This is a genomic window from Pseudodesulfovibrio sp. 5S69, assembly GCF_037094465.1.
In the GTDB taxonomy this organism is placed as follows: domain Bacteria; phylum Desulfobacterota; class Desulfovibrionia; order Desulfovibrionales; family Desulfovibrionaceae; genus Pseudodesulfovibrio; species Pseudodesulfovibrio methanolicus.
Genome location: NZ_CP146609.1, coordinates 135,292 through 149,041 on the forward strand (window position 1 = coordinate 135,292; position 13,750 = coordinate 149,041).

Sequence of the window (13,750 nt, forward strand, 5' to 3'; positions counted from 1 at the left end):
GGCGCGGACGTTCGCCCCCCCGCGAGCGCGAGGCCATCCGAACAACACCCAGCCGAGAGAGGTATGTATAGATGAAAAAGTTCCTGCGATTGACGCTGCTTGCCAGCTTGCTTCTGTTGTTGCCGTGCGCTTCGGCCTTTGCCCAGCGCACCGTCACCGACCAGTTGGGCCGGACCGTGGCCATCCCGGACACGGTCAAACGGGTGGTCGTCCTCCAGCACCAGTCCCTGGACATCATGATCCAGCTCGGCGCCCAGGACAAGGTCGTGGGCCTGATGGACAAGTGGGAAAAATACCTGCCCGGCGCGGCCAAGACCATGGCCGACATCCAATCTCTGCCCACCCCCGGCGGGCTCGACACCGTGAACATGGAGGCCCTGCTGGCCCTGAACCCGGACCTGGTCATCGTCACCCACTACGCGCCCAAGGAGATGATCCGGCAGATCAGCGACGCGAAGATTCCGGTGGTGGCCGTATCCCTGTTCGACGCGGCCAGCGACGAGGCGGCCAAGCTGAACCCCGATCTGGCCGACGCCCAGGCCGCCTACAACAAGGGGCTCAAGGACGCCGTGCTGCTCCTGGGCGAGATCTGCAACAAGCAGGCACGCGCCGAGCGGCTCATGCAGGTCGTCGAGGCCAACCAGAAGGTGCTCAAGTCGCACCTGGGCGACATCCCCGAGGACCGGCGGATCAAGTGCTACATGGCCCGCAACAACCTGCACACCTACGGCGCGGGCAAGTACACCAGCGTCATCATGGAGCGCGCGGGCGGCGTCAACGTGGTCGCCAAGGAGGTCACCGGCTTCAAGGAAGTGACCATGGAGGACGTCCTGCGCTGGAACCCGGAGGTCGTTTTTGTCCAGTGGCGGCACCGCTCCGCCGCCGACGGGCTACGCAACGACCCGGCCTGGCAGCAGGTCTCGGCCATCAAGAACGGACGGCTGTACGTCACCCCCGAGTACGTCAAGCCGTGGGGGCACGCCCTGCCCGAGTCCATGGCCCTGGGGGAGCTATGGATGGCCAAGACCCTGTACCCCGAGAAGTTCAAGGACGTCGACCTGGATGCCATGGTTGAGTCTTATTACCAGGAATTCTACGGCGTTGCCTTCAAATAGACCCTACCCCCCGCGGCCACGCCCGACCCTCGGCAGTCTTGCTCCGTGGGCGGGCGTGGCCGCCGTATTCTGCATCGGGCTCGCCTGGGGCCGGTATCCCGTGGGCCTGGGCGAGGTCCTGCGCATCCTGGGCCACGCGGTCGGGCTGCCGGTCCACCGCGACTGGCCGGGCGTGCTGGAAACCGTGATCATGCAGGTGCGCCTGCCGCGCGTGCTGGCGGCCATGCTCATCGGCGGCGGCCTGTCCGTGGCGGGCGCAGCCTTCCAGGGGCTGTTCCGCAACCCGCTGGTCTCGCCCTACATCCTCGGCGTGGCCTCCGGAGCCGGTTTCGGCGCGGCGCTCGGCATCCTGCTCTGGAACTCACCCTGGATAATCCAGGGCTCGGCCTTTTTCTTCGGCATGCTGGCCGTGACCGCGGCCTGGGGCATGAGCCGGTTGTACCGCTCGTCCGGGCCCATGATCATCATCCTGGCCGGCGTGGTCGTCGGCGCGTTCTTCCAGTCCCTGCTCTCCCTGGTCAAATACACGGCCGACCCGGACGACAAGCTGCCGGTCATCGTCTACTGGCTGATGGGCTCCCTGTCCTCCATGACCATGGACCGGTTGCTGACCGTGCTCCTGCCCATGGGCGTGTGCGTACTCGGCCTGCTCCTGGTCCGCTGGCAGCTCAACGTCCTGTCCTTGGGCGACGAGGAGGCCAGGACCCTGGGCGTGGAGGCGGGCCGCCTGCGCCTGGGCGTGATCGTGGCCGTGACCGTGGTCACGGCCAGCGCGGTCTCGGTCAGTGGCATCATCGGCTGGGTCGGGCTGGTCGTCCCGCACCTGGCGCGCATGCTGGTCGGCCCGGACTACCGCAGACTCGTCCCGGCCAGCCTGGCGCTCGGGGCCTGCTACCTGGTGCTCATCGACGGGCTGGCCCGCAACCTGACGGCCACGGAGATTCCCCTGGGCATCCTGACCGCGTCCGTGGGCGCGCCGTTTTTCGCCGTGCTGCTCGGCAGGGGGAGGACGGGATGGGCATGACCTTGCGCGCCGAAGGGTTGAGTTTCGCCTATCCGGGCCGCGACGCGGTCTGGTCCGGGGTGACCCTGGCCGCCAGGCCGGGCCGGGTGCTGTCCATCCTCGGGCCCAACGGCACGGGCAAGTCCACCCTGCTGCACTGCCTGGCCGGGCTGATCCCGCCCCGGACCGGGCGGGTCTTCGCGGGCGACCGCGACCTGGCCTCCCTGGGCCGCCGCATGACCGCGCAGGCCATCGCCATGGTCCCGCAGTCCCACACCCCGGTCTTCGCCTACCGCGCCCTGGACGTGGTGGTCATGGGGCGGACCCCGCACCTGGGGGCCTTCGCCTCGCCGTCCAGGACGGACTTCGACGCGGCCCGTGCGGCCATGGAAACCATGGGCATCGGTCACCTGGAAAACGTGTCGTACAGCGAGACCAGCGGCGGCGAACGGCAGCTCATCCTCTTTGCCCGGTCCCTGGCCCAGGGCGCGGACATCCTGCTCCTGGACGAGCCCACCTCCCACCTGGACTTCGGCAACCAGGCGCGCACCCTGGCCCTGATCCGCTCCCTGGCCGACCGGGGGCTGACCGTGATCATGACCACCCATTTCCCGGACCACGCCTTCGAGATATCGGACCAGACCGCCCTGCTCGCGCGCGGACGGCTCCAGGCCGTGGGCGCAACCGGCGAGGTCCTGTCCCCCGAGTCCCTGTCCTCGCTCTACGGCCTGGACGTGGACATCCACCGGCTCGAAAACGGCAAGACCGTGTGCACGGTCCGCCGGGAGGAAGCGTGACCCTGCCCGTGCTCGCCGCCGGAAGCCTGCGCAAGGCACTGCCCGCCATGGCCGAGGCCGCGGGGCTGCGCCTGGACGTGCGCTTCGGCCCGGCCGGGCTGCTGCGCGGACGCATTGAGGACGGGTTGCGCCCCGACCTGTTCCTGTCCGCGAGCATGGCCCACGTCCGGGCCGTGGCCCGGCTTGCCGACTATGGCGAGGCCGTGCCCCTGCTCGAGAACCGGCTCTGCCTGTTCGGACGGGAGGAAATCCTGTCCGAAGGCGATGCCCTGCGGGCCATGCTGGACCCGGACAGCCGCCTGGGCACCTCCACCCCCGGCGCGGACCCCGGCGGGGACTACGCGCTCGCGGTCTTTGACCGGGCCGAGACCATCCGGCCCGGCAGCCGGGCCATGCTCCGCGACCGCGCCCGCGCCCTGGTGGGCGGCGACCTGCCAGGCAAGGCGGCGGCCACCGGCTCGCCCGTGGCCGATCTCTTTCAGGCGGGCAAGGTGGACCTCTTCCTCGGCTACCGGACCACGGCCCTGGACGTGATCAGACGCTGCCCCGGCCTGGCTCTCCTGGACCTGCCCCCCGAGCTGGCCGTGCGCCCCGTCTACGGCGCCGTGGCCCGCGACACCGACGAGGCCCGCGCCGCCCTGGACGTGCTGCGCTCGGCCGAGGCCATGGAGGCCGCCGGGCGCTGCGGTTTCCACCCGCCGCGCAAGTCGGACCGGTAACCAACGGCTCGGGCGACCCGGCCCAAGCTTCCCATGCCCCCCGATTCCGCGTCACCCGACCAAAAAGGCCGCCCCGAGGGACGGCCTTTTCTTTCGCGCGGGGTGTCGGCTCACTGTTTCAGGACCATGCCGTCGGCCATCCGCACGGCGCGGTCCGCCCGCGCGGCGTATTCCTCGTCATGGGTTACCATGACGATGGCCAGCCCTTCGTGCTTCAGTTCCCCCAGCAACCCCATGATGGCATCCCCGGTCTCCTTGTCCAGGTTGCCGGTGGGCTCGTCCGCGAACAGGATGGCGGACTCCTTGACCAGGGCCCGGGCAATGGCCACGCGCTGCTGCTCGCCGCCGGACAGATGACCGGGCAGCTTGCCGCCCTTGCCGGACAGTCCCACTCTATCAAGACAGGCGTCGGCCCGCCTGCGCACCGCGGCGGTCACCGGGCCAAGTCCCTGCATATAGGGCAGCAGGACGTTCTCACGGGCCGTCAGATACGGGAGCAGGTGGTGGAACTGGAAGATGACCGCGAAATCCCTGCGCCGTAGCTCGTTGAGGCGCGCGCGGGACGCGTGGGTGATGTCCTCGCCCCGGTAGAGCAGTTCCCCGGAGTCCGGGGCCAGCAGGGTGGACAGGATGTTCAGGAAGGTGGTCTTGCCCGAGCCGGACCGGCCGACGATGGACACGAACCGTCCGGGTTCGACCAAAAGGTCCGCGCCGTTGAGCACGGCGGCCTCGCCGCCCTCGCCGTTGAAGGTCTTGGTGATGTTTTTCGCTTCGAACATGAGCGCTCCTAGAGTGCGATGAGGGCTTCGGACGGTTCCACGGAGGCCGCCTTCCAGGCCGGGATGAACGCGGACAGGACCGACACGCCCACGATGAACAGGCCGGTCAGGGCCATGTGCGCGGGGTTGAAGGACAGGGCCGCGTCCTTGGCCATATCGAGCAGGGCCAGAACCTTGAGGCTCAGGGCGTAGCCGCCCGCGTAGCCCGCCGCCCCGGCCACCAGGCCGATGAGCACGGCCTCGAGGCAGAAGATGGCGAAGACCCCGCCCCGGCTGAAGCCCAGCGAACGCATGAGTCCGATCTCCTTGATGCGCTCGTTGACCGAGGCCAGCATGGTCACGCCGACCATGCAGCAGGCAATGAACAGGATGACCAGGGAGACAGTCAGGATGAGCCGCTTGACGAAATCCACCGAGTACATGCGCTGCTTGACGATGGACTGGAGGGCCTGGATGTCCGTGCCCGGCAGGACGGTGCGCAACTGGCCCACGATCTCGTCGATGGGGCAGCCCGAGCACAGGGCGGCCACCTCCACGAAGCTGACCCGGCCCGGCTTGCCGAAGTGCGCCTGGGCGAAATCCATGCCCGCGAACAGGACCGAGTCGTCGTCCGAGCCCGTGGGCTTGAGCACTCCGGCCACGCGCACGGGCGTGCCGTTCAGGGTCAGTTCGGAGCCGGGCCTGAGTCCGAGCGACGCCGCCGCCTTGGCCCCGGCGAGCACGCCGTTGTCCGTGGCCGGGTAGGCCCCGTCCACGGCCCAGTAGCCCTTGAGGACCTTCTCGCGGTCGAAGCGCACGCCGACCACGCCCACGGCGGTATTTCCGGCCTTGGCCATGGCCACCAGCTTGGGCGCGACCACGGCGATGCGCTCCTTGAGCCCGATGTGGGCGACCTTGTCGGCCACCTCGGCCTCGTTCAGGTCGTGCACGCCAAGCGCCATGTCGCCCAGGGCGAAGCCCCCGTAGCTGACGGTCAGCTTCTCGCTCCTGGGCATGATCAGGATGTTCGCGCCGAAGGCCGTGAGCTTCTTTTCCAGGGAGCCGCCCACTGCACGGGACACGTAGTTGAGCGAGACGATGGAGGTCACCCCGAGGGTGAAGACCAGCAGCAGGAGCAGGGTCTTGACCCATTTCCTGCGGGTGTTCCGCAGGGGAATGGTCAGGATGTTCATGCTAGAAGTACCCCGCCCCGGCAGCCAGATCGCCGACCTTGATGGTCACGTTCCGCGCGTCGTTTTCGCGGGCCAGGGGCGAGGGATTGCAGCCGCCCTTGACCTCGTTGATGCGCGCGGAGTGAAAGCGCTGGCCGCAGTTGTTGCAGACCATGAACTCGCCGTCCTGGCTGTAGCCCTTCTTTTCCCCGAAGCAGACGTCGCAGGCGTCGAAGGCCGCCCGGATGATCCCGTCGTTGCTCTTCATGACAAAGAACTTCACGGCCTTGCCGCCCGCGTCGTAACTGTAGAAATGCGCGTCCCCGTCGGATACCTCGCTCACCGGTATGACGACTACCCCGTTCTCGGCCGTGACCGAATCATTCCCCCCGAACCCCCAAAAGGCGTGGGCCGACCCCGCCAGGACCAGCACGAACACCGCCGCGACAACCATGGATTGAATCCCTTTCATGGTTTCCTCCCGAAAATAATTCCAGACTTCTGTGGTATGAAAATAGTGCGGGCCTCTCCCGCAAGCAATGGACAAAGCCCGTACACATGCAATCCGCGCACCACCCGCGAACGCGAATCTTCCCCGCCGCTTACCGGTTCAGCCTCGGCGAAACACGGTGCACGGCCATACGCACTTGCACAAAACATGTGCAACAAACCGCACATGTCAACCAAAAACACCCGCGCCGGCGGGTGTCCCAACAGTCACTGCAAAGCGCCCCACTGGAGCGATCCGGGTGGCAACGCCACCCGACAGGGGCTCTCCCCGCACAGCAACTGTGCAAGCGCCCTCTTTTCTCAAACAGCACTCCCGCGCTCGCACAAGGCTTGGGAGAGTGGGTCAGCCGTGCATTTTCTTCCGGCGGGCTTTCACCGCAGTGCAGCCTTCTGCATGAGGATGAAAGCCCACCGGAAAAAATGTGCGGATGGCCCGCTATCGCAAGCCGCCTCCCGCGTCCCCTACTTTCCGAACGGGCATTTGGGGAAGGAGCAGGTCTTGCAGTTCATGCAGAACCCGCCCTCGCCCAGACGGGCGAGGTCCTTGCGGCGCAGTTCCTGTCCGGCCAGGATGCGCGGCAGGACCACGTCGAAGGCCGTGGTCTTGTAGAACAGGGCGCAGGCCGGGACGCCGATGATGGCGGCGCTGCCGAGCTTGCCCACAAGGGTCATGGTGCCGGGGAGCATGGGCACCCCGTAGAGATCGCCGTGCAGTCCGGCGTCCACCAGCGCGGCGCGGGTGACGTCGTCCGGGTCCACGGACATGCCCGCCGTGGTGACGATCAATTCGCAGCCGCTGTCGAGCATGGCCTTGGCCGCCTTGGTGATGGCCTCGCGTTCGTCGGGCACGATGTCGGTCATGTGCACGGTGCAGCCGAGCTTGATGACCTTGGACGAGATGATCGGGATGAACTTGTCTTCGATGAGCCCCTGGAAGACCTCGGTGCCGGTGACCAGGATGCCCACCTTGGCGGGCTTGAGCGGCAGCACGGACAGGACCGGGCCTTCGCCCAGCGCAGTCAGGGCACGGCTGAACCGGTCGCGGGAGATGTACAGGGGGATGGCCCGCGCCCCGGCCACGCCCTTGCCCTCGGGCATGAGCGAACCGTCGTGGCGGGTGGCCAGCATGACGTCCGGGGAGAGGTTGAACCGCGAGAGCGCGTCCAGGTCGATGGACAGCATGCCCGGATATTCGGCGAAGAAGTTGATCTTGCCCTCTTCCGGGTCGGGATCGTAGGTGATGCCCGGCCCGGCGATGCGCCCGGCGAAGGCCTTGACCGCGGCGTTCTCGTGGACCCACTCGTCACCGGGCACGGCCTCGCCGTCGTAGACGTTGAACTTGCCGATGCGCTGCAACCGGCAGACGTCGCCGATGCCGAGCACGTCGCCCGCCTTGGTGATCGGGCCCTTGGACTCGCCGGGCTCGATGCCGGTCATGTCGTGGACCACCTGTTTGCCCACGGCCTGTTCCACGGGCACGACCTTAAGGTCCGGCGCGTCGTCGGTACACAGCGCGCCCTCCATGGACTCGTACGGGTCCTCGCCCTGGCAGCCGCGGCAGATGGAGCCGTCCGAGCCGGGGTACGCCTCGCCGCAGACCGGGCAGACATCGATGGAGGTCATGTGGCCGTGGCCGAGGTACTTCCTGGATACGGTCACGGGCCGGATGGAGCAGATGGTGTCCCCGGCCTCCTCGATCTCCTTGAAGAGCTGGTCCGTATCCTGCTCGGCCTTGGGCTTTTCCTTCATGAACCAGGCGCGGATCTCGGGCCACTTGGAGAGCTTCTCCTGGTCGACGGCCACGCGGAAACCTTCGCCGGTGAACTTGTCGTACAGGGACACGGCGTAGCGCCCCAGCAGCTTGACCTTCATCCAGTTGTTGCCCGTGGAGCACAGGGTCAGGAGCTGGACCGCATCGGGCAGACACTTGCCGGACTCGACCAGGGCCTCGAACAAGGTGCCCTCGGGCAGCCGGGCCTTGGCCGCCTCCACCATGTACCCGCCTATGAGCAGACCCGGCGCGGGATAGCCGTGAAATTCCTTGGCCTTCTGTTTGAATTCCTCAAACGTATACTGTCCGATGTTCATGATTGCCTCGCAGTTCTATAGAATACCCGGCGTTGCCGCCGCCGTGTTTCCGCACATTGCCGCTGAAAAAGGGAAACGCACTATGCCACGCGGGTGGCATTGGTGCAACAGGGGTCCACCTTGCGCGTTTCCGCACAACATTTGAACGGACATGGGAGACGTCGAGCCCGCACCGGGACGGCAATTCTTGATCGCCGAACGCCGGGCGGCAGGGGCTAAAAAAGCGAGGCGGACCGGCCCCGCGGCACAAAAAAGGGGCCGCCCCGTTTCCGGGGCGGCCCTGTTTCAGCCTTGATGCCTAGCGAGGTGACGTTACGTGGCCAGGCTGTGTGCCGGTTTTAGGCCTCGGCAGCGGCTTCTTCGCCGGTGCAGGTGCAGCCGTCCTCGGAGGAACAGCCGCAGGCCAACCTCTGGGAGTGGCCCACTTCCTCTTTGACTTCCGTGGCTATCTTGAACAGCACGGTCACGATCAGAGCGCCGATGGAGTAGATCATCATCGAGACCAGCAGTTCCTTGCCGGTCGGCCAGTACGGCGTGATGGTGTCGAACGGCGTGGGGTTGAAGCCGCCGATCAGGAGACCGAGGCCCTTGTCCAGCCAGGTGGCGATGATCAGCAAGACCAGGGTCCAGGGCAGCAGTTTGAGGTTGTTGCGGAACCGCGGGGTCACCAGCAGAGTGATGGAGATCGCCGCGAACACGATGAACGTCCACATCAGGGTCACCAGGCCCGTACTCGCGTGCGCGAAGAGGTACAGGAGCGGATGCATGTGGCCGGGGATGTTGGAGTAGAAGGCCGTGAACACTTCCAGCAGGAAGAAGAACATGTTGATGCACATGGCGTACATGACGATCTTGACCAGCGTGGAAAGGGCGTTCTTGGGCATCTTGAAGGTCGTGACCTTCTCGGTGACCAGCAGCACCAGGATCAGGATGGCCGGTCCGGCGCAGAACGCGGAGGCCAGGAAGCGGGCGGCCAGGATGGCGGTCAGCCAGTAGTGGCGGCCGGGCAGGCCCTGGTACAGGAACGCCGTCACGGTGTGGATGGAGAAGGCCCAGATGATGGACGTGTAGATGAACGGCTTCACCCACTTGGGATGCGGCAGATGCTGGCGGTCGGCCTGCAGGCAGGTCCAGCCGCAGAGCAGGTTCAGGAACAGGTAGCCGTTGATGACGATCATGTCCCAGAACAGGATGGAGTTCGGGGTCGGGTGGAAGATCATGTTCATCATGCGCTGCGGCTGCCCGATGTCGACGATGACGAAGAGCAGGCACATTACGCAGGCCGCGATGGCCATGAACTCGCCGAAGATGACCATGTGCTTGTTGGTCTTGTAGGAGTGGAAGTAGTTGGGCAGCACGATCATGACGCCCGAAGCGGCCAGGCCGACCAGGTAGGTCAGCTGGGAGATGTAGAATCCCCAGGACACGTCGCGGCCCATGCCGGTGGTCTTCAGGCCGACCATGAGCTGGTTGACGTAGGCCGCGAAGCCTATGGCAATGAGAACCAGGAGGAACGCAATCCAGCCGTAGTATCTCTTGGAGCCTTTCAGAGCTAATTCAAGCATTCCGATTCCTCCTAAATGATGTAGTAAACACTGGGCTCAGTGCCTGCCGAGGGTTTACGACGAATGGTGAACTTCTCGCGAAGCACCTTGCGGACTTCGGAATCCGGGTCCATCAGGTCGCCGAAGTGCATGGCCCCTTCGGAGGCCTCCACGCAGACAGGCAGCTTGCCCACGGCCAGGCGCTCGACGCAGAAGTTGCACTTCTCGACGACGCCGCGCATGCGGGTGGGGAACTCGGGGTTGAGGTTGCCCAGGTCCAGGCCCAGCCGGGGGTCGCCCCAGTTGAACGAACGGGAGCCGTAGGGACAACCGGCCATGCAGTAGCGGCAGCCGATGCAGCGGTGATAGTCCATGGCCACGATGCCGTCCGGGCGCTGGAAGGTCGCCTTGGTCGGGCAGACGCGCACACACGGGGGGTTCTGGCAGTGGTTGCACAGCAGCGGGAAGACGCGCTCGTGGACCTCTTCGGCCATGTGCGGGTTTTCCTGCTCCGGGAAGGTGTGCGGATAGGTGTCGTGCCACAGCCACTTCACTTCCTGCTTGCCCTCGATGTGGGGCACGTTGTGGTCGTGGTGGCAGGCGGCGGCCAGCTTGTTGATGGCTTCGGCCGTGTTCAGCTTGGTGGTGTCGATGACCATGGCCCAATGCTTGGCGTGGATGGCCGTGGCATTGACCTTGACCGGCTCGTGCCCCTCCGCGGCCAGCCCCTTCCTGGGGGCCAGGGCCAGTCCGGCGGCGGCGATGCCGGCAAGCTTGATGAAGGTTCTTCTGCTGTTCTTCATTATTTCAAACCCTCCGGCTGAATGTGGCAATCCCAGCAATAGGGAGAGACACCCGCGTCGTTGTGACACTTGTCGCAGAAGTCGGCCTTGCTGGTGTGGCACTTCAGGCAGGTATTCTGCAGGGAGATGGTGAACTCTTTGCCCTTGTGGTTGATGTAGGTCCTTTTGCCGTCACGCAGGGCCCAGTCGCGCCACTCGTTCAGAAGCTGCATGTGGTTGGTGCGCATGTACTCGGTGGATTCGATGCACTCCTTCTCGTTCTTGGGCAGCTTGAGCTCGGGCTCCTTGTACTGCTTGGTCATGGTGCCGAGCGCAAAGGGTGCGGTCAGCATCGCGAAGAAGATGACCAGCCCGGCGACGATCGCAAATCCGTTGTACATTTTCATTTATGCATCCTCCTTGGTCGGGGGCGTCCAGTCGTCGTCTTCGTCCTCGAAACCGGGGAGGGGTTCCTGGCGCATGTCCATGGTGCGGACCTCGCCCTCTTCGAGGACCAAGGCGTTGGCGACCAGCTCGTGGGTGCCGGAGATGGTCACGCCGGGTGCCCAGTAATCGGCCAGCGGGATCAGGGTCGCGCGGTCGATGGCGCAGATGCAGGCCATCAGGTTCACGCCGTGCTGTTCCTGCACGTAGCGCAGGGCGTTGCCGCGGGGCAGGCCGCCGCGCAGGCGGATTTCCATGATCTCGTCGGTGTTCAGGCCGGAGCCGCCCGCACAGCAGAAGGTCTGCTCGCGGATGGTCGCCGGGGGCATCTCGAAGAAGTTGTTGCACACGTGCTTGAGCACGTAGCGCGGTTCTTCCAGCAGGCCCATGCCGCGCGCCGGGTTGCAGGAGTCATGGAAGGTGACCCGCAGATGGTCGTTGCGGCTGGGGTCCAGCTTCAGCTTGTTGTGCTTGATGAGGTCGGCGGTGAACTCCGTGATGTGGAGCATCTTGGTCGCCGCGGCGGTGTCGAACACGGTGCCGGTGACGGGCGATTTCGGGGTGGTCATGCCGGACCACTGGGTGTCGCCGGTCATGGTGTCCATGTACTGGTGCACGACGCGCCACATGTGCCCGCACTCGCCGCCCAGAATCCACTTGCAGCCCAGGCGCTCGGCCTCGGCGTACATCTTGGCGTTGAGCTTCTTCATGACCTCGTTGTTGGTGAACGAGCCGAAGTTGCCGCCCTCGGATGCATAGGTCGACATGGTGTAGTCCAGGTCGAGGTAATCGAACAGGAGCAGGTAGCCCATGAAGGTGTAGATGCCGGGGTCGGCAAAGACGTCGCCGGACGGGGTGATGAACAGGATCTCGTGACCCTTCTCGTTCAGCGGGGCCTTGACCCGGCGGCCGGTGACCTCTTCGATGTCGTCGACCATGAAGTCGACGATGTCCTTGAAGGCGTGCGGCTGGATGCCGAGGTGGTTGCCGGTGATGTTGCAGTTGGAGACCGGCTCCATGATCCAGTTGGTGTTCAGGCCGACCAGGTGCATGAGCTCCCTGGCCATCATGGTCATCTCCGCGGTGTCGATGCCGTAGGGGCAGAACAGGGAACAGCGGCGGCACTGGGTGCACTGGTAGAAGTAGATGAACCACTCTTTCAGGACATCCTCTTCCATGACCCGGGAACCGGTGAACTTGGACAGGATCTTGCCGGCCACGGTGAACTCGCCGCGGTAGACCGAGCGCATCAGCTCGGCGCGGAGCACGGGCATGTTCTTGGGATCGCCGGAGCCGATGAAGTAGTGGCACTTGTCGGCGCAGGCGCCGCAGCGCACGCAGATGTCCATGAACAACTGCAGGGAGCGGAACTTCTTGAGCCGCTCGCGGAAGCCGTTGACCACGGTCTCCTTCCAGTTGGCGGGCAGCTTCCAGTCCGCGTCGGAGGGCAGCCACTTACGGGGCTCGCCCCACAGGCCGGGCAGCTTCTTGTCCATGTACTCGATCTTCTCGGGCTTGGCGGGGTAGCACCAGTGGCCCGGAGAGAAGTCCACCGGGGTTTCCATCCAGCCGGTGAGCGGCGGATTGTAATCTATGCTCTTGAAGAGCTCGTCTGCTTTGGGAATGTCGGACATATTCTTATCTCCTCGGATAAAGAAAGTATCACCAGGTGGTGAACCCTAGGCCTCGGCCTCGTCTTTGGGCACCCCGTTCTCGGGGTTGTCCAGGGGCAGCCCCGCCTCGGCCATGGGCACGCCGAATTCCTTTTCGTAATCCGCGTAGGCATGCGCCTTGATGTTGGGGTCGTTCCAGGGGTTCACATGGTGCTTTGCGCGCGAGTCGTTCGGCAGGTTGCGGGTCGGGGACAGGAAGACGCCCGGCATGTGCATGAGCTTGCTGAACGGGAAGTAGACCATGAGCGTGCTGACCAGGAAGACGTGGATGAAGAAGGAGACGGTGATGGACTCGGGGACGACGTAGTGGAACGTCACCAGGCCCATGGTCAACTCCTTGATCGCGATGACGTCGACCTTGGCGTAGTAGCGCATGTAGATGCCCGACAGGGCGATGGACAGGATCAGCAGCAGCGGGAAATAGTCGGAGACGTAGCTGATGTAGTTGATCCTGGGGAGAACCAGCCTGCGGCCCAGCAGCAGGAGCACGCCGACCACCAGGCCGACATCGCTCAGGTACATGACCGGAGCGCCGATCTGCAGGATGCCGTCCACGAAATCGAGCGCGCCCACCGGGAGGAACGGGATCGGTTCGAGGAAGAGGCGCAGATGCCGCAGGGCGATGATGAAAAAGGAGTAGTGGAAGGTGATGGCGAAGAGCCACAGCCACTTGCTCGATTTGTAGGCGACGACCGGATGGCCCTTGCCCTCGTGCAGGGACACCTGGGTGTTCCTGAACAGTGAACGGAAGGCGAAAATCTCCAGGACCATGCGGAAAAAGGTCTGGGCGCCGGTCTGGGGACAGTCCAGTTTGTTCTGTTTGAACAATTCCGGGTCGAAGGACTTGAACTGACCGCCGGTTGTGGGGATGCGGAACGGCACGGCGCTCCGGCCCCAGGTGACGACTTTGTATACAAAGCCGATAATGAAGATGATGAACGCCGTCGTCGGGATGCAGACACCGAAGAAAGTCCTCATGTGTGCCGCATCAACCCCGAACAACGGGATCAACACCAGGAGAAAGACGAACAGAAGTGAGTAAAGAGCATTCATCTACCGTCACCTCGCTTGAAGGTTGGACCGCAGGGGTTACCTGGTCGGCCTGCCACTTTCGGGATGCCTCCGGAGGGGCCGGTGCAAAGATG

The 13,750-nt window shown here is 65.0% G+C and carries 13 protein-coding genes; 4 read left to right on the top strand and 9 right to left on the bottom strand.

Annotation, left to right across the window (positions count from 1 at the left end):
* The first annotated feature begins 71 nt into the window (after positions 1-71).
* From V8V93_RS00710 to V8V93_RS00725, 4 genes are read left to right on the top strand one after another with little or no spacing between them, the layout of a single operon-like run.
* The gene (locus V8V93_RS00710; protein WP_338668445.1) at positions 72-1,115 is read left to right on the top strand and encodes an ABC transporter substrate-binding protein; all 1,044 of its coding nucleotides are present in this window, start codon (positions 72-74) and stop codon (positions 1,113-1,115) included.
* Between the two features lie 55 nt (positions 1,116-1,170).
* Positions 1,171-2,139, top strand: coding sequence for a FecCD family ABC transporter permease (locus V8V93_RS00715; RefSeq protein ID WP_338668446.1), 969 nt, complete (start codon positions 1,171-1,173; stop codon positions 2,137-2,139).
* Positions 2,130-2,915 (top strand): ABC transporter ATP-binding protein, encoded by a 786-nt coding sequence (locus V8V93_RS00720; protein ID WP_338668448.1) that lies wholly within the window; start codon positions 2,130-2,132, stop codon positions 2,913-2,915. Before V8V93_RS00715 ends, V8V93_RS00720 begins: the two co-directional genes overlap by 10 nt.
* Entirely contained in the window at positions 2,912-3,634 is a 723-nt protein-coding gene (locus V8V93_RS00725; protein ID WP_338668449.1) for a substrate-binding domain-containing protein, read from the top strand. Before V8V93_RS00720 ends, V8V93_RS00725 begins: the two co-directional genes overlap by 4 nt.
* A gap of 110 nt (positions 3,635-3,744) precedes the next feature.
* Here V8V93_RS00725 and V8V93_RS00730 read toward each other — a convergent pair whose 3' ends face one another.
* The 9 genes from V8V93_RS00730 to dsrM all read right to left on the bottom strand — a co-directional run bounded on the left by V8V93_RS00730 (position 3,745) and on the right by dsrM (position 13,658).
* Positions 3,745-4,413, bottom strand: a complete 669-nt coding sequence (locus tag V8V93_RS00730) for an ABC transporter ATP-binding protein (protein ID WP_338668450.1) — start codon at positions 4,411-4,413, stop codon at positions 3,745-3,747.
* A gap of 8 nt (positions 4,414-4,421) precedes the next feature.
* Entirely contained in the window at positions 4,422-5,585 is a 1,164-nt protein-coding gene (locus V8V93_RS00735) for an ABC transporter permease (RefSeq protein WP_338668451.1), read from the bottom strand.
* Position 5,586: 1 nt separating this feature from the next.
* Positions 5,587-6,036 carry a DUF2318 domain-containing protein gene (locus V8V93_RS00740; protein ID WP_338668452.1) on the bottom strand — a complete coding sequence of 150 codons (450 nt, stop codon included), beginning with the start codon at positions 6,034-6,036 and terminating at the stop codon, positions 5,587-5,589.
* A gap of 500 nt (positions 6,037-6,536) precedes the next feature.
* On the bottom strand, positions 6,537-8,162 hold the full coding sequence (locus tag V8V93_RS00745) for an FmdE family protein (RefSeq protein ID WP_338668454.1): 1,626 nt from the start codon (positions 8,160-8,162) through the stop codon (positions 6,537-6,539).
* Positions 8,163-8,500: 338 nt separating this feature from the next.
* On the bottom strand, positions 8,501-9,727 hold the full coding sequence (dsrP, locus tag V8V93_RS00750; protein WP_338668455.1) for a sulfate reduction electron transfer complex DsrMKJOP subunit DsrP: 1,227 nt from the start codon (positions 9,725-9,727) through the stop codon (positions 8,501-8,503).
* Positions 9,728-9,738: 11 nt separating this feature from the next.
* On the bottom strand, positions 9,739-10,509 hold the full coding sequence (dsrO, locus tag V8V93_RS00755) for a sulfate reduction electron transfer complex DsrMKJOP subunit DsrO (RefSeq protein WP_338668456.1): 771 nt from the start codon (positions 10,507-10,509) through the stop codon (positions 9,739-9,741).
* Positions 10,509-10,889, bottom strand: coding sequence for a sulfate reduction electron transfer complex DsrMKJOP subunit DsrJ (gene dsrJ, locus V8V93_RS00760; protein ID WP_338670217.1), 381 nt, complete (start codon positions 10,887-10,889; stop codon positions 10,509-10,511). Before dsrJ ends, dsrO begins: the two co-directional genes overlap by 1 nt.
* Positions 10,890-10,895: 6 nt before the next feature.
* Positions 10,896-12,566 carry a sulfate reduction electron transfer complex DsrMKJOP subunit DsrK gene (dsrK, locus tag V8V93_RS00765; RefSeq protein WP_338668457.1) on the bottom strand — a complete coding sequence of 557 codons (1,671 nt, stop codon included), beginning with the start codon at positions 12,564-12,566 and terminating at the stop codon, positions 10,896-10,898.
* A 45-nt stretch (positions 12,567-12,611) separates the two neighbouring features.
* Complete coding sequence (dsrM, locus tag V8V93_RS00770) at positions 12,612-13,658, bottom strand: sulfate reduction electron transfer complex DsrMKJOP subunit DsrM (protein WP_338668458.1); 1,047 nt, start codon at positions 13,656-13,658, stop codon at positions 12,612-12,614.
* Positions 13,659-13,750: the final 92 nt, after the last annotated feature.

Bases quoted from the DNA above. Each gene is read 5' to 3' on its own strand.
- dsrK (WP_338668457.1), bottom strand. From the start codon at position 12,566: ATGTCCGACATTCCCAAAGCAGACGAGCTCTTCAAGAGCATAGATTAC.
- V8V93_RS00735 (WP_338668451.1), bottom strand. From the start codon at position 5,585: ATGAACATCCTGACCATTCCCCTGCGGAACACCCGCAGGAAATGGGTC.
- dsrJ (WP_338670217.1), bottom strand. From the start codon at position 10,889: ATGTACAACGGATTTGCGATCGTCGCCGGGCTGGTCATCTTCTTCGCG.
- V8V93_RS00745 (WP_338668454.1), bottom strand. From the start codon at position 8,162: ATGAACATCGGACAGTATACGTTTGAGGAATTCAAACAGAAGGCCAAG.
- dsrM (WP_338668458.1), bottom strand. From the start codon at position 13,658: ATGAATGCTCTTTACTCACTTCTGTTCGTCTTTCTCCTGGTGTTGATC.
- V8V93_RS00730 (WP_338668450.1), bottom strand. From the start codon at position 4,413: ATGTTCGAAGCGAAAAACATCACCAAGACCTTCAACGGCGAGGGCGGC.
- dsrP (WP_338668455.1), bottom strand. From the start codon at position 9,727: ATGCTTGAATTAGCTCTGAAAGGCTCCAAGAGATACTACGGCTGGATT.
- V8V93_RS00710 (WP_338668445.1), top strand. From the start codon at position 72: ATGAAAAAGTTCCTGCGATTGACGCTGCTTGCCAGCTTGCTTCTGTTG.
- dsrO (WP_338668456.1), bottom strand. From the start codon at position 10,509: ATGAAGAACAGCAGAAGAACCTTCATCAAGCTTGCCGGCATCGCCGCC.
- V8V93_RS00740 (WP_338668452.1), bottom strand. From the start codon at position 6,036: ATGAAAGGGATTCAATCCATGGTTGTCGCGGCGGTGTTCGTGCTGGTC.
- V8V93_RS00720 (WP_338668448.1), top strand. From the start codon at position 2,130: ATGGGCATGACCTTGCGCGCCGAAGGGTTGAGTTTCGCCTATCCGGGC.